General features: G+C 72.3%; 14 protein-coding genes and 1 tRNA gene. 10 read left to right on the plus strand and 5 right to left on the minus strand.

Annotated elements, in window-relative coordinates:
- The first annotated feature begins 33 nt into the window (after window positions 1-33).
- From ACGFZQ_RS10520 to selB, 6 genes are all read left to right on the plus strand, one after another.
- On the plus strand, window positions 34-1239 hold the full coding sequence (locus ACGFZQ_RS10520) for a cysteine desulfurase family protein (protein ID WP_393839986.1): 1206 nt from the start codon (window positions 34-36) through the stop codon (window positions 1237-1239).
- Between the two features lie 70 nt (window positions 1240-1309).
- Complete coding sequence (gene fdh / locus ACGFZQ_RS10525; RefSeq protein WP_393839987.1) at window positions 1310-4621, plus strand: formate dehydrogenase; 3312 nt, start codon at window positions 1310-1312, stop codon at window positions 4619-4621.
- Window positions 4621-5649, plus strand: a complete 1029-nt coding sequence (locus ACGFZQ_RS10530; protein WP_393839988.1) for a 4Fe-4S dicluster domain-containing protein — start codon at window positions 4621-4623, stop codon at window positions 5647-5649. The genes fdh and ACGFZQ_RS10530 overlap by 1 nt, the downstream gene beginning before the upstream one ends.
- Window positions 5646-6647 carry an NrfD/PsrC family molybdoenzyme membrane anchor subunit gene (gene nrfD, locus ACGFZQ_RS10535; protein WP_393839989.1) on the plus strand — a complete coding sequence of 334 codons (1002 nt, stop codon included), beginning with the start codon at window positions 5646-5648 and terminating at the stop codon, window positions 6645-6647. The genes ACGFZQ_RS10530 and nrfD overlap by 4 nt, the downstream gene beginning before the upstream one ends.
- 119 nt (window positions 6648-6766) lie before the next feature.
- Window positions 6767-8131, plus strand: coding sequence for an L-seryl-tRNA(Sec) selenium transferase (selA, locus tag ACGFZQ_RS10540; protein WP_393839990.1), 1365 nt, complete (start codon window positions 6767-6769; stop codon window positions 8129-8131).
- Between the two features lie 3 nt (window positions 8132-8134).
- Window positions 8135-9916, plus strand: coding sequence for a selenocysteine-specific translation elongation factor (gene selB, locus ACGFZQ_RS10545; RefSeq protein WP_393839991.1), 1782 nt, complete (start codon window positions 8135-8137; stop codon window positions 9914-9916).
- 23 nt (window positions 9917-9939) lie between these two features.
- Here selB and ACGFZQ_RS10550 read toward each other — a convergent pair.
- Window positions 9940-10032: transfer RNA gene (locus ACGFZQ_RS10550), tRNA-Sec, on the minus strand.
- Between the two features lie 84 nt (window positions 10033-10116).
- Between ACGFZQ_RS10550 and selD the strand changes: the two genes are divergently transcribed.
- Window positions 10117-11163: a selenide, water dikinase SelD gene (selD, locus tag ACGFZQ_RS10555; RefSeq protein WP_393839992.1), complete on the plus strand. Its 1047-nt coding sequence runs from the start codon at window positions 10117-10119 to the stop codon at window positions 11161-11163.
- Between the two features lie 59 nt (window positions 11164-11222).
- Here selD and ACGFZQ_RS10560 read toward each other — a convergent pair whose 3' ends face one another.
- Together ACGFZQ_RS10560 and ACGFZQ_RS10565 are read right to left on the minus strand one after the other, a co-directional pair.
- Window positions 11223-13880: a cellulose binding domain-containing protein gene (locus ACGFZQ_RS10560; RefSeq protein ID WP_393839993.1), complete on the minus strand. Its 2658-nt coding sequence runs from the start codon at window positions 13878-13880 to the stop codon at window positions 11223-11225.
- Window positions 13881-14016: 136 nt separating this feature from the next.
- On the minus strand, window positions 14017-16953 hold the full coding sequence (locus ACGFZQ_RS10565) for a glycoside hydrolase family 48 protein (RefSeq protein WP_393839994.1): 2937 nt from the start codon (window positions 16951-16953) through the stop codon (window positions 14017-14019).
- Window positions 16954-17213: 260 nt separating this feature from the next.
- Between ACGFZQ_RS10565 and ACGFZQ_RS10570 the strand changes: the two genes are divergently transcribed.
- Both ACGFZQ_RS10570 and ACGFZQ_RS10575 read left to right on the plus strand, forming a co-directional pair.
- Window positions 17214-18695, plus strand: coding sequence for a cellulose binding domain-containing protein (locus tag ACGFZQ_RS10570; RefSeq protein ID WP_393839995.1), 1482 nt, complete (start codon window positions 17214-17216; stop codon window positions 18693-18695).
- A 33-nt stretch (window positions 18696-18728) separates the two neighbouring features.
- Window positions 18729-20447: a glycoside hydrolase family 6 protein gene (locus tag ACGFZQ_RS10575; RefSeq protein WP_393839996.1), complete on the plus strand. Its 1719-nt coding sequence runs from the start codon at window positions 18729-18731 to the stop codon at window positions 20445-20447.
- Between the two features lie 21 nt (window positions 20448-20468).
- Here the strand turns inward: ACGFZQ_RS10575 and ACGFZQ_RS10580 are convergent, their stop codons facing one another.
- Window positions 20469-21248: a phytanoyl-CoA dioxygenase family protein gene (locus ACGFZQ_RS10580; RefSeq protein WP_393839997.1), complete on the minus strand. Its 780-nt coding sequence runs from the start codon at window positions 21246-21248 to the stop codon at window positions 20469-20471.
- A gap of 123 nt (window positions 21249-21371) precedes the next feature.
- On the opposite strand from ACGFZQ_RS10580, the gene ACGFZQ_RS10585 reads away from it, so the two are divergent.
- Window positions 21372-22271 (plus strand): class I SAM-dependent methyltransferase, encoded by a 900-nt coding sequence (locus ACGFZQ_RS10585; protein ID WP_393839998.1) that lies wholly within the window; start codon window positions 21372-21374, stop codon window positions 22269-22271.
- On the opposite strand, the gene ACGFZQ_RS10590 is transcribed toward ACGFZQ_RS10585, so the two are convergent.
- Window positions 22268-23563, minus strand: coding sequence for a glycosyltransferase family 39 protein (locus ACGFZQ_RS10590; RefSeq protein WP_393839999.1), 1296 nt, complete (start codon window positions 23561-23563; stop codon window positions 22268-22270). The genes ACGFZQ_RS10585 and ACGFZQ_RS10590 overlap by 4 nt on opposite strands.
- Window positions 23564-23811: the final 248 nt, after the last annotated feature.

A 23811-nucleotide genomic window follows, 5' to 3' on the forward strand; every position in this document is an offset into this window, starting at 1 on the left:
TCACAGCCTCAGTCGAACGAAGGCGCAAGGACCATGAAGAACACGCCGGAGCCGCACGGCCAGGACGACGCTCCGATCTACCTGGACCACAACGCCACCACCCCCGTCGACCCCCGGGTGGTGAAGGCGATGCTGCCCTTCCTGGCCGACGGCTTCGGCAACCCGTCCAGCGCACACGCCTACGCGCAGGCACCGCGCACCGCGCTGACCCGGGCCCGAGGACAGATCGCCGCACTCGTCGGAGCCGAGCCGTGGGAGATGGTGCTCACCGGCTCCGGGTCCGAGGCGAACAACCTCGCGCTGCGCGGCGCCGTCCTCGCCTCCGCCGCCGGCAGACGGCGAGTGATCACGCAGGTCACCGAGCACCCGGCCGTGCTGGAGACCTGCCGCGCCCTGCACCGGCTGCACGGCGTGGACGTGACGTACCTGCCCGTCGACGGGGAGGGCCTGGTCGACCCCGCCGACCTGGCCGCGACGCTGGACGAGCGCACCGCGGTGGTCTCCGTCATGGCCGCCAACAACGAGACCGGCACCCTGCAGCCGGTCGCCGAACTGGCCCGGCTCGCCCACGACCACGGCGCGCTGTTCCACTGCGACGCCGCCCAGGCCGCCGGCAAGATCCCGGTGGACGTACGCACGCTCGGCGCCGACCTGCTGACCGTCGTGGGCCACAAGATGTACGCCCCGAAGGGCGTCGCCGCGCTGCGCGTACGGGCCGGCGTCCGCCTCGAACCCCTGGTCTACGGCGGCGGCCAGGAGGGCGGGCTCCGCGCCGGCACCGAGAACGTCGCCCTCGCCGTGGCACTGGGTGCCGCCGCCGAGCTCGCCGCCGCCGAACTCGCCGACGGCGGTGCCCGGCGCGTCGAGGCACTCCGCGACCGCCTGCACCGCGCGCTCACCGAGGCGCTCCCCGGCCGGGTGCGCCTGAACGGAAGCGCCCGTCGCCTGCCGGGCACCCTGAACGTCAGCGTCGACGGCACCACGGGCCACGAACTCCTCGCCGCCGTGCCGTACCTCGCCGCCTCCACCGGCTCGGCGTGCCACAGCGGGACGCACACGCCGTCGCCGGTACTGCGCGCGATGGGCCTGGACGACACCCGGGCGCTGGCCGCCGTACGGCTGTCGCCGGGCCGCTGGACGACAGCGGCGGACGTGGACCGGGCGGCCGGGATGCTGGCCGACGCCGTACGCTCGCTCGCCACCGCAGGTCAGGCCGGGTCCCGGCCCGTGGCGCCCTGAACTTGCCGCGGCCCGCCCCGCGGGTAGCGTGGAGACGAGGCCGGGGGCCCTGACGCGAAGGAGCGGGCGGATGGGCGTGAAACGGTGGGCGGACCTGTGGCCGGTGTACCGGCAGATCACCGGAGCCGACCGGCTGGGCCGGGGCAGGGCGGTCCAGTCGAAGCGGTCGAGGACCCTCAAGCCCCACACCGAGGACGCCGACCGGGTCGTGCACTCGGTGTGCCCCTACTGTGCCGTCGGCTGCGCCCAGAACGTCTACGTCCGGGACGAGCAGGTCACCCAGATCGAGGGCAACCCGGACAGCCCGGTCTCCCGCGGCCGCCTGTGCCCCAAGGGCTCCTCCAGCAAGCAGCTGGTCACCGGACCGCAGCGCGAGGACAAGGTGCGCTACCGGGCCCCGTACGCCACCGAATGGCAGGACCTGGACCTGGAGACCGCCCTCGACATGGTGGCCGACCGGGTCCTCGACGCCCGTCGCCGGGGCTGGCAGGACACCGACGAGCAGGGCAACCCGCTCCGCCGCACCATGGGCTTCGCCAGCCTGGGCGGCGCGGCGCTGGACAACGAGGAGAACTACCTCATCAAGAAGCTGTTCACGGCCCTGGGCGCCCTGCAGATCGAGAACCAGGCGCGCATTTGACACTCCGCCACGGTTCCCGGTCTGGGAACCTCGTTCGGCCGTGGCGGTGCCACGGACACCCCGGAGAGCCTGACGGACGCCGACTGCGTCATCATCATGGGCTCCAACATGGCCGAGGCCCATCCGGTCGCCTTCCAGTGGGTCATCGAGGCCAGGAAGCTCGGTGCCCGGGTGGTCCACATCGACCCCCGGTTCACCCGCACCAGCGCGCACGCCGACCAGCACGTGCGGATCAGGGTGGGCAGTGACATCGCCTTCCTCGGCGGCGTCGTCAACTACATCCTCGCCAACGACCTGCACTTCGAGGAGTACGTGCGGGCCTACACCAACGCCACGTTCCTGGTGCGCGAGGACTTCCAGGACACCGAGGACCTGGACGGCCTGTTCAGCGGCTACAACCCGGAGACCGGCAAGTACGACAGCAGCAGCTGGGCGTACGAGTGCGTCGGCGGCAAGGGCGACGGCAGGCAGGGCAGCACACTCATCTCCGCCACCCCCGCGCAGTCGGCCGGCGGTCACGAAGCCCTGCCCGGCACCGCCGGCCGGATCGCGACGGACCCGACGATGCGGCACCCACGCTGCGTGCTCCAGATCCTCAAGCGGCACTTCTCCCGGTACACCCCGGAGATGGTGGAGCGGGTCTGCGGCATCACCCGGCGGCAGTTCCTCGACGTGTGCCGCGCCTGGACCGAGAACTCCGGCCGGGAGCGGACCACCTCGCTCGTCTACAGCGTGGGCTGGACACAGCACTCCGTCGGCGCCCAGTACATCCGGGCCGGCGCCATCGTCCAGCTCCTCCTGGGCAACATGGGGCGGCCCGGCGGGAGCATCCTGGCGCTGCGCGGCCACGCCAGCATCCAGGGCTCCACGGACATCCCGACCCTGTACAACCTGCTGCCCGGCTACCTGCCGATGCCCAACGTCACCCACACCAGCCTGACCAGGTTCGTGGACGACGTACGCCATGTGATGCGCAAGGGGTACTTCGCGAACGCCAGGACGTACATGGTCTCCATGCTCAAGGAGTACTGGGGTGACGCGGCCACCCCCGAGAACGACTTCCGCTACGACTGGCTGCCGCGGATCAACGGCGACCACGGCACCTACCGCTCCGCGATGGACATGATCGCCGGCACGGTGTACGGCTTCTTCCTGGTCGGGCAGAACCCGGCGGTGGGGTCGGCCCACGGACGGCTCCAGCGGCTCGGCATCGCCAACCTGGAGTGGCTGGTCGTCCGCGACCTCGCGATGATCGAGAGCGCGACGGTGTGGAAGGACGCGCCCGAGATCGAGACGGGCGAGATCTCCACCGAGACCTGCAAGACCGAGGTGTTCTTCTTCCCCGCCGCCTCGCACGTCGAGAAGAGCGGCACGTTCACCCAGACCCAGCGCATGGTCCAGTGGCGCGACCAGGCGCTCGAACCGATCGGCGACCGCCGCTCCGACCTGTGGTTCTTCTACCACCTCGGGCGGATCGTCCGGGAGAAGCTGGCGGGCTCGCAGGACGAACGCGACCGGCCGGTCCTCGATCTGGCCTGGGACTACGCGATGGAACAGGGGGACGAACCGTCCGCCGAGGACGTCCTGCGCCACATCAACGGCATCGACCTCACCACCGGACGCACCGTCAACTCCTACGAGGAGCTCAAGGACGACGGGACCACCGCGTGCGGCTGCTGGATCTACAGCGGCGTCTTCGCGAACGAGACGAACCAGGCCCGGCGCCGCACCTCGCGGTTCGAGCACCCGATCACCGACAACCAGTGGGGGTTCGTGTGGCCGCTCAACCGCAGGGTCCTCTACAACCGGGCGTCCGCGGACCCCGACGGCCGGCCGTGGAGCGCGCGCAAGGCCCTCGTCTGGTGGGACGGGGACCGCGGTGAGTGGACCGGCCACGACGTTCCCGACTTCCAGCGGCACAAGCCACCGCACTACCAGCCGCCGCCGGAGGCGACCGGTACGGACGCGCTGACCGGGGACGACGCGTTCATCATGATGGGCGACGGGAAGGCGGCGCTGTTCGCACCGACCGGCCTGGTCGACGGGCCGCTGCCCACCCACTACGAACCCGAAGAGTCCCCGGTGCGCAACCCGCTCTACACCCAGCAGTCCAACCCGACCCGGCTGACCTACGCGCGCACCGACAACCCGTACAACCCCTCGCCTCCCGAGCCCCACACCGACGTGTTCCCGTACGTGTTCACCGCCTCCCGGTACACCGAGCACCACACGGCCGGCGCGATGAGCCGTCAGCTCCCCTATCTCGCGGAGCTCCAGCCCGGACTGACGGTGGAGGTGTCACCGGAACTCGCCGCCGAGCGCGGACTGCACCACATGGGCTGGGCGCACGTGATCACCAGCCGGACCGCGGTGGAGGCCAAGGTGGTCGTCACCGACCGGCTGGCCCCGCTGCGGCTCGACGGCCACACGGTCCACCAGATCTGGATGCCGTACCACTGGGGCAGCCGCGGCATCACCACCGGCGACGTCGTCAACGACCTGATCGGCGTGGTGGCCGACGCCAACGTGCTGATCCAGGAGAGCAAGGTGCTCACCTGCGACATCCGGCCCGGGCGGCGCCCGCGTGGCCCCGCGCTCCTCGCCTACGTCGAGGACTACCGGCGCCGGGCGGGGATCACCACGAGGACCGGCACCAGCGAGGTGACGGCCCACGGCCACCGGACGGACGGGCCGCCTGACGACGGCCGTCCGGCCACCACTGAAGGGCCGGAGGAACCCTGATGAGCGAGCACGAGAACAGCTTCTTCGGCCCGCTGGCGGACCCGGCCGGGGACGCCGGCCACCCCGAGGACCACCCGCCCCGGGTCGGCTTCTTCACCGACACCTCCGTCTGCATCGGCTGCAAGGCCTGCGAGGTGGCCTGCAAGGAGTGGAACGACGTCCCGGCGGACGGCTTCGACCTGCTCGGCATGTCCTACGACAACACCGGCTCGCTCGGCGCGAGCACCTGGCGGCACGTCGCCTTCATCGAGCAGGACCTGCGGCTCGGTGACCAGGACTCCGGTCTGGTCGGCCTGCCCACCGGACCGTCCGGGACGGAGACCACCCGCGAGGTGGTCGAGGAAGCCCTGCACGACGCGGGCCACCGGGCCGGCGCCGAACTCGGCACGGAACCCGTCGACCTGGGCTTCCCCAGCTTCGACCTGCCCGGCGCCGGGAGCGGCGCGGAGACCCGCACCGACTTCCGCTGGCTGATGTCGTCGGACGTGTGCAAGCACTGCACCCATGCCGCATGCCTGGACGTGTGCCCCACCGGGGCGCTCTTCCGCACCGAGTTCGGCACCGTCGTCGTCCAGCCCGACATCTGCAACGGCTGCGGCTACTGCGTCTCCGCCTGCCCCTACGGCGTCATCGACCGCCGCCCCGACGACGGCCGGGCCTGGAAGTGCACCATGTGCTACGACCGGCTCAAGGGCGGTCTGGAACCGGCCTGCGCCAAGGCCTGCCCGACCGACTCCATCCAGTTCGGCGTCCTCGACGAACTGCGCGAGCGCGCCGACGCCCGCCTGGAACAGCTCCACGACGCGGGCGTGCCCGAGGCCCGGCTGTACGGCCGCGACCCCGACGACGGGGTCGGCGGCGACGGCGCGTTCTTCCTGCTCCTCGACGAGCCGGAGGTCTACGGGCTGCCGCCGGACCCGGTCGTCACCACCCGTGACCTGGGATCCATGTGGAAGCACGCGGCAGTTGCGGCCGGGATGATGGTGGCCGCGTCCGCCGCGGTCTTCGCCAGGGGAGGCCGTCGATGACCGGGCGCGGCGGGGGCGGGAAGCACCGCGGGGGCGGCGGTGGCGAGGAGCCGATGGTCCCGCGCGCGGAATTCCGGTCCTACTACGGACGCCCGGTGCTGAAGCCGCCGGTCTGGGAGTGGAAGGTCCCCGCCTACCTCCTCACCGGCGGACTCTCGGCCGGCGCCGCCCTGCTGGCCGTCGGTGCCGACCTGACCGGGCGGCCCGAGATGCGCAGGTCCTGCCGCGTCGGCGGCTTCGGGGCGCTGCTCGCCAGCAGCTACCTCCTCATCGGCGACCTCGGCCGGCCGCTGCGCTTCCACCACATGATGCGGGTGGCGAAGCCGAGTTCCCCGATGTCGATGGGCACCTGGATCCTGATGTCGTACGGCCCCGGCTGCTCCCTGGCCGGCATCGCCGAACTCGTGCCGAAGACCTGGCTGGACCGGACCGGGCTCACCACCGCCGTGCAGTGGGCGGCCCGGCTCGGCGGCGTCTCCGCTGCCGCGCTCGCCCCCGCGCTCGCCTCGTACACGGCCGTTCTGCTCTCCCAGACGGCGGTGCCGGCCTGGCACGAGGCCCACAAGGAGCTGCCGTTCGTCTTCACGGGGTCCGCCGCGGCGAGCGGCGCCGGTCTGGCGATGATCTGTGCCCCGCCGGCCGAGGCGGGCCCGGCCCGCCGACTGGCTGTCCTCGGGGCCGCGACCGAGATCGTGGCGGCCCACCTCATCGACCGCAAGCCGCAGTTCGAGACCTCGACGTTCACGCTCGGCGCCGCCCACCGGATGCGCAAGGCGTCGGAGTACCTGACCATCGGCGGGGCATGCGCCGCCCTCACCTTCGCCCGCCGCAGCCGGGTCGCCGCCGCGCTCGGCGGTCTCGCGCTCCTGGCGGGCAGCGGGTTCCAGCGGTTCGGGACCTTCGAGGCGGGCGTGGCGTCCACGAAGGACCCGGCGTACGTGGTGAAGCCGCAGCGCGAACGCCTCGACGCCCGGCGCGAGGCCGAGGGCGGTACGTGACCTCGGCACGGTTCACACCCGGCGTCAGGGTTCGCACGGTGCGGCGCGGGCTCCGGGAGCGGCCGTCGGCCTAGCCTGGCCGGGTTGCCGTCGGCAGGGCCGGAGCGGAGGAGCACGAGATGGCGCGCGACCACGCCGGCGCGGCGGACGCCGGCCCGCCCGTCGACGAGCGGCGGCGGCTGCCGCGCACCGATGTGCTGCTGGCCGATCCCCGGCTGACCGCGGCGGCGCGGCGGCTGGGACGGGAGCTGGTCAAGGACGTGGTCGCGGGAGTGCAGGCCCGGGCCCGGGCGGGCGAGGTACCCGCCGACGAGATCGCCGACCGTGCCGTGGCCGCCCTCCCCGCCACCGCCTGCGCCCTGCGCCCGGTCGTCAACGCCACCGGCGTACTGCTCCACACCAACCTGGGCCGGGCCGCACTCTCGCAGGCGGCCCGGGACGCAGTGCTGGCCGCGTCCGGCACCACGGACGTCGAACTCGACCTCGCCACCGGGACCCGTTCCCGGCGGGGGCGGGCCGCGCTCGACGCCCTGCTGCGCGCCGTGCCGGCCGCCGAGGCCGCCCATGTGGTCAACAACGGCGCGGCGGCGCTCGTCCTGGCCGCGACCGCGCTCGCCCAGGGACGGGAGATCGTCGTCAGCCGGGGCGAGATGGTGGAGATCGGGGACGGCTTCCGCCTGCCCGACCTGCTGGTCTCCACCGGCGCCCGGCTGCGCGAGGTCGGCACCACCAACCGCACCACACCCGCCGACTACGCCGCGGCCGTGGGCCCGGACACCGGCTTCGTCCTGAAGGTCCACCCGTCCAACTTCCGCGTCACCGGCTTCACCCGGGAGGCGTCCGTCGCCGAACTGGCCCCGCTGGGCGTGCCCGTGGTGGCCGACATCGGCTCGGGCCTGCTCACCCCGGAGCCCGCACTGCCCGGGGAGCCCGACGCGACGAGCTGGCTGCGGGCCGGGGCGTCCCTGGTCACCGCCAGCGGCGACAAGCTGCTCGGCGGACCGCAGTGCGGACTCGTCCTGGGCGACGCGGAACTGGTGCGGCGGCTGGCCCGGCACCCGCTGGCCCGTGCCCTGCGCGTGGACAAGCTGACCCTGGCCGCCCTGGAGGCGACCGTGCGCGGCCCCGTCCCGCCGACCGTCACCGCGCTGCGCGCCGACCCCGTACGGGTGCGCGAACGCGCCCGGGACCTCGCCGCGGGCCTGCGCTCGGACGGTTTCGACAGCCGTGCCGTCGACACCGAGGCGGTGGTCGGCGGCGGCGGCGCGCCGGGCGTGACGCTGCCGAGCGCCGCCGTCTCGCTGCCCGCCGCCTACGCGGCCCCGCTGCGCGCGACCGACCCCGCCGTCATGGCCCGCGTCGAGGACGGCCGCTGTCTGCTGGACCTGCGGGCGGTGCCGCCGGAGGCCGACGCCCTGCTGGCGCGGGCGGTGCGCCTGGCCGAGGTCCCGCCCGGGGCGGCCGGACCGGGAACAGGGAGCTGACCCGTGCACGTCGTCGCCACCGCGGGCCACGTCGACCACGGCAAGTCCGCGCTGCTGCGCGCCCTGACGGGGATGGAGCCCGACCGCTGGGCGGAGGAACGGCGCCGGGGCATGACACTGGACCTGGGTTTCGTGTGGACGCGGCTGCCCGGCGCGGGCGACGTGGCCTTCGTGGACGTGCCGGGGCACGAACGCCTCGTGGGCAACATGCTGGCCGGGGTCGGCCCGGTCCCCGCCGTCCTCTTCGTCGTCGCCGCCGACCAGGGCTGGCAACCGCAGTCCGAGGAGCACCTGTCCGTCCTGGACGCGCTCGGGGTACGGCACGGCGTCCTCGCCGTCACCCGCTGCGACCTGGCCGGACCGGACGCGGCCCGCGCCGAGGCGCTCGCCCGGATCGCCCGCTCGTCCCTCGGCGACGTACCGGGCGTGGCCGTCAGCGCGGTGACGGGTACCGGCCTCGACGCGCTGCGCGCCGCCCTGGTCCGGATGACCGGCGGCCTGCCCGCCCCGGACCTCGCCGGGGACGTACGGCTGTGGGTGGACCGGGCGTTCACGGTGCGCGGCCACGGCACGGTCGTCACCGGCACCCTCGGCGCGGGGACCGTGCGCGTCGGCGACCGGCTCCGGCTCGCCCGCGACGGGCGGACGCTGCGGGTACGCGGGCTGGAATGCCTCAAGGAGCCGTGCCAGGAGGCCGGGGCGGTCGCGCGGGTGGCGGTCAACGTGACCGGACCGGGCGCCGGGGAGCTGCGCCGCGGGGACGCGCTGCTCACCCCGGACCGCTGGCTGACCACCGACACCGTGGACGTACGGCTGCGCGGCGACGCGGCCCGTGATCTGCCGCGCGACCTCACCCTGCACGCGGGCTCCGCGGCGGTGCCGGTGACGGTCCGCCCGCTCGGCACGGACACCGCGCGCCTGCGGCTGGCCGCACCGCTGCCGTTGCGCGTCGGCGACGGCGCGTTGCTGCGCGACCCCGGGCTGCACCGCGTCCCGGCGGGCATCACCGTGCTCGACGTCCGCCCGCCGCGGCTGACCCGGCGCGGTGCGGCGGCGGCCCGGGCCCGGGAACTGGCGGCGGCGCCGGGACGCGCCGACGGGGCCGGGGAACTGCGCCGACGCGGTCTGATCCGCCGCTCGGAGCTGCTCGCCATGGGTGTGGAGCCGCCCGCGGAGCCGGTCGCCGGGGAGTGGCTGGCGGACCCGGCGCACTGGGCGGCGCTGCGCGAGCGCCTGGCCGAGGCGGTCGAGGAGCACGCCGCCCGCAACCCCCTGGAACCGGGCATGCCCCTGGAGGCGGCCCGCCAGGCGCTCGGACTGCCGGAGCGCGGCCTCGTCGACGCGCTCCGGACCCAGTCGCCCGGCCTGCGGTACAGCGACGGCCGGCTCTACGGCAGCCACGGCGGCCCCACGCTGCCGCCCGCGATCGAGGCCGCGGTGGCAGCCGTACGCGCGGACCTCGCCCGTGCGCCGTTCCACGCCCCGGACGCCGAGCGGCTGCACCGACTCGGCCTCACACCCAAGCTGCTGGCGGCCGCCGAGGCCGCGGGGACCCTGTTGCGGATCGGCCAGGGGATCGTGCTGCTGCCGGACGCGGACGTACGGGCCGCGGCCGTCCTCGCCCGGCTGGAGCAGCCGTTCACCACCAGCCAGGCACGCCGGGCGCTGGACACCACGCGCCGGGTCGCCGTCCCGCTGCTGGAATACCTGGACCGGCACGGCCACACCGTACGGGTGGACACCGCGCTGCGCCGCTGCCCCGCCACAGGCCTGGACGGCCGGTGACGCGGGCGGCACGGGCTGACCGGCGGAGACGGACGGGAATCGAACCCGCCTGCCCGAGTTGCTCGGACACCTCGGTTTTGAAGACCGGGAGGGCCACCAGGCACCCTTACGCCTCCCCGCAGGTCATCGAACCGTCGCATTCCCGGGCAAGTCAACGCGCCACACGGCGCTCCCCTTCACCCGCGAGGATTGATGCAGCCATGGCAGGCACACGAACCGGCATCCACGAGCCACAAAGGCAGGGGACCGTACGGCTCACGCAGTACGCCCACGGCGGCGGCTGCGCCTGCAAGATTCCCCCCGGCGAACTCGAGGAGATCGTCGCCGGACTGACGGCCACGGGGATGCCCGGCGTCGCCACGGACGACCTGCTCGTGGGCCTCGAAGCCGGCGACGACGCGGCGGTCATCCGGCTGCCGGGCGACGTCGGCGCGACCGCCGCCGTCGCCACGGCGGACTTCTTCACACCGGTGGTCGACGATCCCTACGACTGGGGCCGCATCGCCGCCGCCAACGCGCTCTCCGACGTCTACGCCATGGGCGGCACCCCGCTCGTGGCGGTCAACCTCCTGTGCTGGCCCCGTGACGTGCTGCCGTTCGATCTGGCACGAGAAGTACTGCGCGGCGGAATGGACATCGCCGCGGCGGCGGGCTGCGTAGTGGCGGGCGGCCACAGCGTGGACGACCCGGAACCCAAGTACGGCATGGCGGTGACCGGCACCGTCGATCCGGACCATCTCCTGCGCAACGACGCGGGACGGCCGGGGACGCCGCTGTCACTGACCAAGCCGCTGGGCCTGGGAGTCCTCAACAACCTGCACAAGACGACCGGCGAGGTCTTCCCGCAGGCGATCGAGACGATGGTGGCGCTCAACCGCGACGCGGCCCGCGCCGCGGTGGCCGCGGGGGCGGTCTGCGCCACCGACGTCACCGGTTTCGGCCTGCTGGGCCACCTGTACAAGCTCGCCCGAGCGTCGGACGTGACCGCCGTCGTCGACTCCGCCGCGGTGCCGTTCCTCGACGGCGCCCTGGAGGCCGCCCGCTCCGGGCACATCAGCGGCGGCACCCGCCGCAACCTCGCATGGGTCACCCCGCACACCGACTTCGGCGACGCCGACGACCTGACCCGGCTCCTCCTCGCCGACGCCCAGACCTCCGGCGGCCTCCTCGTCGCCGGCGAGGTCCCGGGCGCCCCGGTCATCGGCGAACTGGTCCCGGCGGGACCGCACCGGCTGATCGTCCGCTGACCCACCCGCCGAGCGGTCGCAGAGAGCGCGTGCCCGGTGCGGCACGCGCTCTCGGCCGGTCAGGCGACCGTGCAGGTCTGGTCGCCCAGCCTGAAGGACGACGGTTTCGCGTTCGTCCCCGTCCACGTACCCGTGAAGCCGAAGGACACCGAGGAGCCGGCCGCGACCGTGCCGTTCCAGCTGACGTTCCTGGCTGTCACGCTCGCGCCGGACTGGGCCCAGTCGGCGTTCCAGAGCTGGCCGACGGTCTGTCCGTTGGGGAAGGACCAGGCCAGCGACCAGCTGGTCCAGGACGCCGAGCCGGTGTTGGTGAGCCGGACGTCCGCCTGGAAGCCGCCCGTCCACTGGTTGGTGATGCTGTAGGCGACCGTGCAGGTGCCGGTCGGAGTGGGATCCGTGCCGCCTCCGCCGTCGTCACCGCCTCCGGCCGTGTCGCCGTAGATCACACCCCGGCCGTTCGTGGAGACGTACACCCGGCCGTACACCCGCGGATCGCCCGAGATGGCCGCGCCCGTCCAACCCCACTGGTGGGCGTCGTCGTTGATACGCGTCCAGGTCGTGCCCTGGTCCGTGGAGCGGAAGATGCCGCGTACTCCGCCGATCCTCGCGCTGGTGTAGAGGGTCTGGTACGAGGCGCCGGTCGCGGCCTTGCCGAAGCCGATCGTGTCGGCCTGGTCGACGTGGGAGAGCTTGGTGAAACCCGCGCCGCCGTCCGTGGAGTGCCACAGGCCGTACGCGCCGTCCGTGGCGCCGCCGGCCAGCCACACATCGCCCTCCGTCCCGGGCAGCGCCTTGAAACGCACGCTGTCCCCGCTCGGGAGGCCGGTCGCCGCGGATGCAGTGAAGGTGGCGCCGCCGTCCGTACTCACGTAGAACCTCCCGGACTTGAAACCGTAGAAGGTCTTCGGGTCGACGCGGTCCGACTCGACGGCCGCCCCGGCCGGGATCCCGCTCGACGCCGACCAGGACGAGCCGAAGCCCGTCGTGTACTGGACGCCGATGCCCGCCGGGCTCCAGACGAACCGGCCGCCGTCGGCGGCCGCGGCGACCGTACCGCCGCCGCTCACCCCCGAAGGATCCGTCCCGGCGAACCAGTTGGCCCCGTTGTCCGTCGAGAACGCGATGTGCGGGCCGGAGTCGAGATTGCCCACCCTGACCACGGTGTTGGGGTTCGTCTCCGCGAAGTCCAGGCTCGTCGTGGTCGTGAAGGTGGGGGACGTGTACATCAGCGAGGGGACCTTGGTCAGGTCCGTGTGGCGGAAGCCGCCGATGTCACCCAGCGCGCTGAAGAGCTGGGCCCCGCCGGACGGGGGCGCGGCCAGGTCGTCGACCGCCGTCTCCTCCAGGCCCTGCACCATCGGCTTGATGGTGAACTGGCCGCCGGAGTCCCAGGTGCCCAGGTTCTCGGTGCCGTAGAGCGTCGCTCCCGTCCCGTACATCATCCGGTTCGAGTTGAACGGGTCGATCTCCAGCGCCTCCGTCATCCAGCCCAGTTTCGGGGTCTGTTCGGGCGGTGACGGGTTCGCGCCGAAGGTGAGCCAGGGGCTGGACGAGACGTCCATCGTGTAGCGGTTCGAGCGGTTGGGGTACGACGTGTAGTCCCACGCCTTCGTCCAGGTCGCGCCGCTGTCCGTGGAGCGGAAGAGCTGGGTGTCCGGCCACCAGGAGCTGTACGCCGTCGCCATCACCGTGCCGGGGTGCTGACGGTCGACCGTCAGTCCCGAGAAGCCGTAGTACGTGTCGGCCTCCGCCACTGGGCTGACGTTCGTCCAGGTGCCGGTCGCGGTCGCGTACCGCCACAACTGGCCCTTGCCGCCGTCGTACGGGCCGCCCTTGTCGCTGTAGGAGAGATACAGATAACCGTTGACGGCGTCCAGCACACCCTTGTGCGCCAGATACCCCGTCGGCTGCCCGGCGAGCCGGGTCCAGGTGGCGCCCGCGTCCGTCGAGCGGTACACCGAGTTCTGCAGGTCGGCGACCCCGACGTAGACCGTCTTCGTCGCCGTGCCGGCCGTACCGGTCGACTCGTCGAAGGTGACCCAGGTGATGCCCTGGTTGTCGGAGGCGTAGCCGCTGGTGTCGGTCGGATCCTGCACGTAGTTACCGACGTTGGGGAAGCTGGTCACCTGCGCCCAGGTCACCCCGGAGTCCGTCGACCGCCACAGCCCCTTGCCGCTGGGCGCGCCCAGATACAGCACGCTGTCCTTGTTCGGGTCGATCGCCAGCCGCTCGCCCATGCCCCGGCCGGGCATGTTGCCGCCCAGCTTGAAGGGCAGATCCGTCTTCTGCCAGCTGGCGCCCCGGTCGGCGGAGCGCAGCACGGCCCCGTTCGTCGGGTCCCAGCTGTTGGTGTACGTCCCGACGGCCGCGTACACCTTGCTCGGATCGACCGAGTCCGAGGCCAGGCTGACCACGCCCGTGTGACCCCACTCGTCCCAGCCGACCGAGTCCAGCAACGGCGTCCAGGTCTTCGTCGACTCCTGCCAGCGGTAGGCGCCGCCGATGTCGGTACGGGCGTAGGCGAGGTTCTTCTCGCTGCGGTTGAAGACGATCCCGGGGACGAAACCACCGCCGTCGATCCGGGCGTTGTGCCAGGTGTACGTGTCGGCGGTGAGCGTGACCTGCGCGGTCTCGTGGGCGGCGAGCGCGGGCGGGGTGCCCGCGAGCAATCCGGCGGCGAGGGCCAGGACGGCGGTGAGGATGCGGGTTCTTCGCATGAGTGTCCTTCCGCAGTTGTGAGAAGAGCCGGGCGACCCCCAGTGCGGGTGGGGGCCGCCCGGCCGACCTAGCTGTCGCGCCCAAAGGGGCGCGGGGAACTGCGCGACCAGCCACGAGGAACCCGCAGCCGAACTGCTACTCCAGCAGCTCCGCATACGACCCCATGGCCAGAGCGATGTCCGCCTGGGCCCAGAACCGGTGATACGTGAACGACGGCGCGGCCCCGCCCGCCAGATAGCTCTCGATCTTCGACCACGCCGGGTCGTCCTGGTAGAAGGACCGCAGCGAGGCGAACGTCGACGACGAGTTGACCGCGTCGCCGTTCGGCATCTTCCCGGACCACCCGCTCGGCACGTACACGCTGTCGTCGAAGCGGTTGTAGTCGGCCCGCGTCTCCGGCACCGCGATCCCCAGGCCGTCCTGGTAGTGGGCCCACATGCCGTCGAGCAGCGCCTTGGCCGTCGACTTCGCCGTCGTGTTACCGGACTTGGCGGCGTAGTAGGTCAACGTCTTGGCGTACGCGGCCGCCACGCCCACGTCGTTCGTGTAGTCGGCGACGGTGACGTGAAGTCCGCTGTTGGAGCCGGGACTTGAGGCGTTCCAGGTGTCGGGCTGGCCCGACCACTGGAGCGTCGAGGGGATCTGGTAGGTGCCGTCCGGGTTGATCGTGGTCTTGGACAGCGCCCACGCCACCCACTTGTCGAGGACCGCCTTGGCCGTGGCGTTCCCGGTCTGCTGGTAGTACTCGGCGACCCGCTCCATCGACCAGGCCTGGAAGCCGAACCACTGGTTGGACGGCGGGTCGTGGTAGACCGGCTCCCAGTCGTAGTACATGCCGTAGAAGGTCGACGTGCCGGCCGGCGGACTCGCGTACCTGCCCTGCCAGCTGTTCGTCGCACCGCCCGCGATGGCGCCCTCGGAGGACTGCAGCCAGCGGTAGAACTCCAGCTGCCGGGTCAGGGACGTACCCCAATCGGCCGCTCCGGTCGCCGACTTGGGCCTCAGGTCGGCGTACGAACTCAACGCATAGGCGGCCAAGGGGTTCTGATAGCCCCCGTGCACGTGGCTGGACCCGATCCGCCACGCCCAGCCCGCACTCGTGTCGGTCGCCCCGCCCCACGCGTAGTACCAGGACAGCAGATAGTCCGAGGCGTCCTTGCCGGTGCCGGCCGCGCAGGTGGACGGGCCCACGCAGTTGCCGATCTTCTTGAAGTACTTGTCGTACATGGCGTAGCGCAGATAGTCGCCCATCTTCGCCGCCTTGCCGACGGTGGCGGAGACATCGGCGCCCTTGCCCTGCGCCTTCGCCCACACGTCCGCCCAGTACGCGGCCTGCACCGCACGCGCGTCGGCGTCCGGGGCGTCCGTGTACTTCCACTGCTTGGCGTAGGACGAGTCGCCGGTGAACAGGTCCAGGTACCCGTTCGTGCCGCCGTACTTGAAGGCGTCGCAGGTCGGCTGCGGGACCGTCTCCCACACCGACTCCTGCGCGCCGCGCTGGAAGGTGTTGATGTACGACGGCCCGTCGGCCGTCGGGCCCGCCTCACAGCCGCCGCCGGGGGTGTCGCCGTAGCCGTAGACGTTGTCGACGTCCTCCAGCCAGTGCATGCCGTACACGTCGTCCGTGCCGTACGCGGTCTTCAGTTCGGCCGCGATCGGGTCCGAGCCCACCGGCACCGAGGTGTCCAGCTTCGCCGGGTACTCGTTCGGCGTGTCCAGCTCCGGGGCGTACGTGGCCGGCTTGGACGCGTTGTAGAAGGAGTTGGTCGGCTGGTCGGCGTGGGCCGGGATCATGTACTTCTCCATGAGGGCCCACGCGCCGTTGAACTTGGACCAGTCACCGGTGACCTTGCCGTACATGGCCTGCAGCCAGAGAAGGTAGCTGTAGGCCTCCGACGTGGTCTCGTGACCCTGGTCCGGCGCCTCGACGATCAGCGTCTCGACCGAGTGGTACGGGATGCCCTCGGGGGAGAAGTAGCCGTTCGCCGGGTTGGTGATCTTCCCGTAGAGGTCCAGGAAGCGCGCGTCGTACGTCTTCGACGCGGCCAGTTCCGTCACGGTGACCGTGGCGCCGGCGTAGCCGGTCGCGGACGCGGTGAAGGTCGCCGTGCCGGTGCCCGCGGAGTCCGCGGCGACGGTCACGTTCTGCGCGGTGCTCCAGTTGGACGGGGTGAAGGTCAGCGACGATCCGGCGCTCACCGACACTCCGGTGTTCCCGGCCGTCCGGGCCACCGACACCGTCACGTTGGCGGTCGGCTGCTTCGACAGGCTCACCCCGAAAGTGCCGGTCGCGCCCTGCTGGATGCCCAGCTGGGTGGGCGAGGCGACCACGGCGGGACCGGAGGCGACCGTGATGCCGACCGGGGTCGAGGACGCGGACGCGCCCAGGCTGTCGTACGCCTTCGCCACCAGCGAATGGCCGCCCACGGTCAGACCGGTGGCCGAGAGCGAGTACGGCGACGAGGTGTCCGTCCCCAGCAGCGTGGTGTCGTCGTAGAACTCCACCTTGCTGATCGTCGCGCCGTCGGCCGCCGCCGCGGTCGCCGCCAGCGGTACCGCGTCGCCCTGCGTGTAGACCGCGCCCGCGCTCGGGCTGGTCAGCACGGCGACCGGCGGCTGGTGCGCGCCGGCGCAGGTCGTGCCGTTGACCGCGAAGCCGGTCGGCGCCGTGTTGCTGCCGGTGTACGAGAACTGGGCGCCCGTCGACACCGCCGCGCCCGCCGCGACGGTGCCGTTGTACGACGCGTTCTGCACGGTGACCGAGGTGCCGGACTGGGACCAGGTGCCGTTCCAGCCGTTCGTCAGCTTCTGGTTGCCCGTGTACGCGTACGTCAGCGTCCAGCCGTTGATCGCGTCGGTCCCGCGGTTGGTGAGGGTCAGGTCGGCGGTGAAGCCGGTGCCCCAGTCGTTGGTCCTGTAGTCGACGCTGCACTGGACCGTCGCCGCATGGGCGGGAGTCGTTCCGGTGGCGAGCATGGACAGCGGCAGGGCGAGGGCGGCGACGACGGCCGTCCACAACCGTCGTACGGCTCTGCGTCTCCGCCCGGGGCCCGGGGGGTGTGCGGGATGCATGTGCTGGTTCCTCCTTGCGCTTGCGGCTCGGAAAGAAGTCAAGGCTTGAACCAGTGGGAGCGCTCCCATAGTGGAGACGTGGCATGGTGCGGTCAAGGCCGTTGAAGAGTCGAAAAGATTCGACGGACGCGCTGAGGAAAAGTCAAGCAACTCCCCTGTTCTTTGCTGTCACTTGGCGCTACCTTCCTTCGCACCAGTGGGAGCGATTCCGTTCAGTCGACGCGTCCGTCAGGACGCGCCCGAGCTGCAAGGAGTCGCTCATGCGACACCCTCCGCGTTCAGTTCTTTTAGCCGTCGCCGGTGCGGTCGCCCTTGTAGGGTCCGCGCTGGTGCCGGTGGTGTCGGCGTCCGGAGCAACGCCGGCGTGCACGGTGCAGTACACGGTCACCAGCCAGTGGGACACCGGCTTCCAGGCCTCCGTGACCCTCACCAACAACATGGCGGCCATGAGCGGTTGGAGCCTCGGCTTCGACTTCGCCAACGGCCAGAGGGTCACCCAGGGCTGGAGCGCCAAGTGGTCCCAGTCCGGTACGACGGTCACCGCCGCGAACGAGAGCTGGAACGGCCCGCTGGCCACCGGCGCCAGTGTCAGCGCCGGGTTCCTCGGCTCCTGGTCGGGGAGCAACGCCGTGCCGGCGGCGTTCAGGCTCAACGGCACCACGTGCAACGTCGATTCGGAGCCCACTCCGACCCCGACCCCTACCCCGACCGAGCCACCCGGCACCGGCACGGCGCCCGCCCTGCATGTCTCCGGCACCAAGCTCGTGGACGCCGGCGGCACGGCCCACCGCCTTCTCGGCGTGAACCGCTCCGGCGGCGAGTTCATGTGCGTGCAGGGCTACGGGATCTGGGACGGCCCGGTGGACGACGCGGCGATCAAGGCGATCGCCGACTGGAAGGCCGACGCGGTCCGCATCCCGCTCAACGAGGAGTGCTGGCTGGGCCTGTCCAACATCAAGCCCGAGTACGCGGGCGCCAATTACATCAACGCGGTCAAGGACCTGGTGGCCCGCGTCGAGTCGTTCGGCATGACGCCGATCCTCGAACTCCACTGGTCCTACGGGCAGTACACCGGTAACTCCGCGGGCTGCTCCGACGTGCACGCCACCTGCCAGAAGCCGATGCCGGACGCGCAGTACACCCCGTCCTTCTGGTCCTCGGTGGCCGGCACCTTCAAGGACGACCCGGCGGCCGTGTTCGACCTGTTCAACGAGCCGTACCCGGACCGGGCGACCTCCACCACCACCCAGGCCTGGCAGTGCTGGCGGGACGGCGGCACCTGCCCGGGGATCGGGTACGAGGTCGCCGGCATGCAGGACCTTGTGGACAGCATCCGCGGCGCCGGGGCCAGGAACGTCATCATGATCGGCGGCCTTGCGTACTCCAACGACCTCGGCCAGTGGCCGGCCTACAAGCCCACCGATCCGGCCGGCAATCTCGTCGCCGCCTACCACGTCTACAACTTCAACACCTGTGCCAGTGAGAGCTGCTGGAACTCCACCCTCGCCCCGGTCGCGGCCCAGGTGCCGCTGGTCGCCGGGGAGATCGGCGAGAACACCTGCTCGCACGGCTTCGTCGACCAGGTCATGAAGTGGTTCGACGACCGCGGCCTGTCCTATCTGGGCTGGACCTGGAACACGTGGGACTGCTCCTCGGGCCCGTCCCTGATCTCCGACTACAGCGGTACGCCGACGGCGTACGGCGCCGGGCTGCGCGACCACCTCCAGGCCATCAACTCCTAGCCCATCCACCGAAGAAGAAGGAAACCCGCACTCATGAGTCGTACCAGAACAGCGGTACTCGCCGCCCTGGCGCTCGTCGCCGGGGTGTCCGGGCCGGCGGTCGCCGTGACCCCGTCCTCGGCGGCGGCGATCGCCGCGATCCCCTGCACCGTCGACTACAAGATCCAGAACGACTGGGGCGCCGGCTTCACCGCCGCCGTCACCGTCACCAACAACTCGGCGGCGAAGTCGAGTTGGGCGGTGAAGTGGTCGTACGCCGGGAACCAGAAGGTGACCAGCTACTGGAACAGCAAGATCACCCAGAGCGGCACCGCCGTCACCGCGGCCAACGAGACCTACAACGGCACGCTGGCCACCGGAGGTTCGGTCAGCTTCGGCTTCAACGGGTCCTACAGCGGCACCAACGCCCTCCCGACCGCCTTCACCCTCGACGGCGTCACCTGCAACGTCGACGACGGCAGCGGCGGTGGCGGCGGAGACAACGGGGGCGGTTCCGGCACCCGCGTCGACAATCCGTACTCCGGTGCCAAGGTCTACGTGAACCCCGAGTGGTCCGCGAAGGCCGCCGCCGAGACCGGTGGCAGCCGGATCTCCAACCAGCCCACCGGCGTCTGGCTGGACCGCATCGCCGCCATCGCGGGCGTGAACGGGGGCATGGGTCTGCGCGCCCACCTGGACGCCGCCCTCGCCCAGAAGGGCAGCGGCGAAGAGGTCGTCCAACTGGTCGTCTACGACCTGCCCGGACGGGACTGCGCGGCCCTCGCCTCCAACGGCGAACTCGGGCCGACGGAGATCGACAAGTACAAGACGCAGTTCATCGACCCGATCGCGACGATCCTCGCCGACCCCAAGTACGCCTCGCTGCGGATCGTCACCACCATCGAGATCGACTCGCTGCCCAACCTGGTCACCAACACCGGCAGCCGCGCCACCGCCACCGCCAACTGCAACACCATGCTCGCCAACGGCAACTACGTGAAGGGCGTCGGCTACGCGCTCGCCAAGCTCGGCGCCATCCCGAACGTCTACAACTACCTCGACGCCGGCCACCACGGCTGGCTCGGCTGGGACGACAACTTCGCACCGTCGGCCACCCTGTTCAAGCAGGCGGCCACCAGTGAGGGCGCGACCGTCGACGACGTGGCCGGCTTCATCACCAACACGGCCAACTACAGCGCCCTGAAGGAGAACAACTTCACCATCAACGACACGGTGAACGGCACCTCCGTCCGCCAGTCCAAGTGGGTCGACTGGAACCGCTACGTCGACGAGCTGTCCTTCGCCCAGGCCTTCCGCACCCAGCTGGTCTCGGTCGGCTTCAACTCCGGCATCGGCATGCTGATCGACACCTCCCGCAACGGCTGGGGCGGCAGCGCCCGCCCGGCCGGCCCCGGCGCGACGACCAGCGTGGACACCTACGTCGACGGCGGCCGCTACGACCGCCGGATCCACGTCGGCAACTGGTGCAACCAGTCCGGAGCCGGCCTCGGCGAGCGCCCGCAGGCCGGCCCGGCCACCGGGATCGACGCCTATGTCTGGATGAAGCCCCCGGGCGAGTCCGACGGCTCCAGCACCGCCATCCCGAACGACGAGGGCAAGGGCTTCGACCAGATGTGCGACCCGACGTACACGGGCAACGCCCGCAACGGCAACAGCATGTCCGGTGCCCTGCCGAACGCGCCGCTGTCCGGGCACTGGTTCTCCGCCCAGTTCCAGCAGCTGATGGCGAACGCCTACCCGCCGCTGTCGTAGGACGGTGACCGTCCGCCGGGGTCAGCCCTCCGCAGAGTCCAGGGCCAGGCCCCGGCGGACCGCGATCTCGACCGGTGAGTGGTTCCCGTCGGGGCGGTCCAGCTCCAGGGGCGCGTTCAGGTACAGCGGCGGCTGGGCCAGGAAGCGTGGACGGGTGCCGTGGTTCGGCTGGGCGGCATGGACCAGGAACGGATGGCACAGGTAGACGTCGCCCGGCCGGCCGGTGGCGAGGGCGACCGGGCGGTGCGCGGAGGCCGCCGCCACCAGCGGGCCGAGCTCCCGCAGCGTGGCACCCTCCGCGCCGTACGGCTCCAGGATCCGGGGCACGTCCAGGTGCGAGCCGACCCGGATGCGGGTCGGGGCGTCCGCCTCGGTCACCTCGCTGAACAGGAACAGCATCAGCAGGGCGCGCTCCCTGGACCACACGTTGGCGTACCAGTCGGTGGCGCCCTCCGGCATGAAGCTCGTGTCGATGTGCCAGCCCGCGTCGTCCGGCTCCTCCTGGTGCGGGAACCGCAGCGGGAAGGCGCCCAGCGAATAGCGCGGATCCCAGCGCCGCTCACCGACCAGCAGGTCGAACGCCCGGTGCAGCGCGGGGGAGTTGGGGGCGGCGGCGAAGGGGCCGTCGGCCAGGCCGGCCACCCAGACCACCGGGTCCTTCCAGGTGCCCGGGTCCTCGGGGTCGTACCCCGTCTCCTGCCACAGCCGCCGGGCGCAGCCCTCGGCGACCCGGGGTGCGACGGCCCCCTCGATCTTCACGAAGCCGTCGGTCAGGAAACGCTCCACCAGCTCGTCGTCCATCCGCCCATCGTGGCCCGTCGGCCTTGCCGTCCGCATCTCCATTTTTGCCGCACCGGCAACAGGACTGGCCTCCGGGCGGTGCGTCGGCGCACCCTGGCGGCACCCGGACGAGAGGCTGCTCCCATGGCGCACGATCACCACCGCCAGCACACCGACACGCACGCCCATGCCCACGCGCACACCGACATCGACTGGGCCGAGATGGCCCCGCACCTGGAGTCGCAGGCGGAGCTGTTCGCCCCGCTCTACGAGAACGCGCTGGGCTGGCTCGGCAGGGAGGTCACCGAGCCGGGGCTGATCGTCGACGTGGGCAGCGGGCCCGGTGTGGTGTCCTGCCTGTTCGCCGATGCCTTCCCGGGCGCCCGCGTGCTGGCCGTGGACGGCAGCGAACCGCTCCTCGACCGGGCCACGGCCCGCGCCGAGCGACTCGGCGTGGGGGACCGGTTCGGCGTCCTCGCCGGTGAACTGCCCGGCGTCTTGGACAAGCTGGACTACCCGGCGGACCTCCTGTGGGCCGGGCACAGCCTGCACCACCTCGGCGACCAGCGGGCCGCGCTCACCGCCTTCGGCGAGCGGCTGGCCCCCGGCGGCACCCTGGCCATCCTCGAAGGCGGCCTGCCCAGCCGCTTCCTGCCCCGGGACATCGGCATCGGCCGGGCGGGACTCCAGGCACGGCTGGACGCGCTGCAGGAGGAGTGGTTCGCGCAGATGCGCACCGACCTGCCGGGCGCCGTCGCCGAGGCCGAGGACTGGCCCGCACTGCTCGGCTCCGCCGGACTCAAGTACGCCCGCAGCCGCAGCTTCCTCATCGACCTGCCCGCCCCGGCCTCCGACCGGGCCCGCGCCTACGTGACCGAGATCCTCTCCCGGCTGCGCGACACCGTCGGCGAGGGTCTGGACACCGACGACCGCGCCACCCTGGACCGTCTCCTCGACCCGGCCGACCCGGCGAGCGTGCGCCGCAGGTCCGACGTGTTCGTCCTCGGTGCCCGGACGGTGCACACCGCCGTACGGCCCGTCTAGCAGCGGCGCGCGTACACGCTCACCCGCGCTCCCCGCACCGTCCGCGTCCCGCACTCCTCGAACCGCTCGGCGAGCGTCCTGCGCTTCACGACCTCACCGGGCGCGGGATCCGGCGGCTGTCCCACCGGATCCCGCAGTACGACGACGCGGTGCGCGGTGAGCAGCCGGGCCCGGATCACGGACGGGCCGGCCTCCGTGCCGTACAGCGTCCCGGAGGCCGCGGGGGTGCGGTCCAGGGCGAGGTCGCGCAGCCCCCGCACGGTGCCCGGGTCGGCGAGCGACCAGACCCGGCGGCGGGCGGGCAGATAGAGGATCCCGTCGGCGCCCGCACCCGCCGTACGCACGGCCGCGCCGATGGCGGTGACGTCGTCCAGGCGGCTGCCCGGGGTGCGCAGGTACGTGGTGACGGGGAGCAGTGCGGCGATGGCCGCGCCCGCGGCGAGCAGCGCGGCCGCCCGGCGCGGACCGCCGGCGCGGACCAGCCGGTCCAGGGCGGCACCGGCCAGCAGTGCGGTGCCCGCCTGGCCGTAGAGGACGTACCGGTCGACGTACAACGGCTTGGCCGGCGACACCAGCATCAGCAGCCCGGCGGGCAGCACGGTGAGCGGCAGGGCGAGCCGGACCAGCGCCTTCGGCAGCACCGCCGCGCAGGCGCACCCGAGCAGCGCGACCCCGCCGAAGCCCAGCAGCGCCCCGGCCCCGAGCCCGCCGATCCACGCCACCTGCGCCGACTGCCGCATGCTCAGGACGGCGAGGGGCGCCAGCGCGGCGACGACCGCGCCCGCCGCCCTCAGCCATGCACGCCGGGCCTCGCGGGGTACGGCCACGGCGTGCGCGGCGAGTACCAGTACCGCGAACTCGTGCAGCAGACAGGCGGTCAGCAGCACCGCGCCGTAGCCGGCCCAGGCCCGGGCGGTGCCGGTGTCCACCGCCCGAACCAGCAGACACGTCGCCCAGACGACGAGAGCGCAGACCAGCGCGTACGACCTGCCCTCCTGCGCATAGCGCTGGACCGGCGGCAGCACCGCGAAGACCAGCCCGGCGAGCAGCCCCGCGCGCGGGCCCGCGTACCGGGCGCCGAGCAGGGTGAGCAGGCCGGCCGTGACGGCGACGGCCAGCACGGAGGGCAGCCGCAGTACGAGCAGCGGGTCGGCCCCGGGGAAGAGCCGGAACAGGGCGTGGACGAGGAGGTAGTAGAGGCCGTGCACGGCGTCGGCCCGCTCCAACGTGCGAGCCAGATCCGGGAGTTCACGCCGGGACAGGTCGTAGCTGACCACCTCGTCCCGCCACATGGCACCGTCGCGTCCGATCCCCCACAGACCGAGGGCGAGGGAGAGGGCGACCGGGGCGAGAGCGGGGACGGGTCGGTGCCGCGGCCGGGCCGGAACGGGCGGGGGCGCGGTGCGGCCGGCGTGCAGGGTGGCGATGGCGGGCTCCGGTGCGGGTCGGGGGCTTGTGCACCGGTGAGTTCAGCGGCCGGGGGATTGATGGGCAGCCCCGAACCGGCTCTCCTGTCAATCCCGGTTAGGTTGGGGAGGGT

Origin of the sequence: Streptomyces sp. NPDC048254, from assembly GCF_043201895.1 — a bacterium.
Lineage (GTDB): Bacteria > Actinomycetota > Actinomycetes > Streptomycetales > Streptomycetaceae > Streptomyces.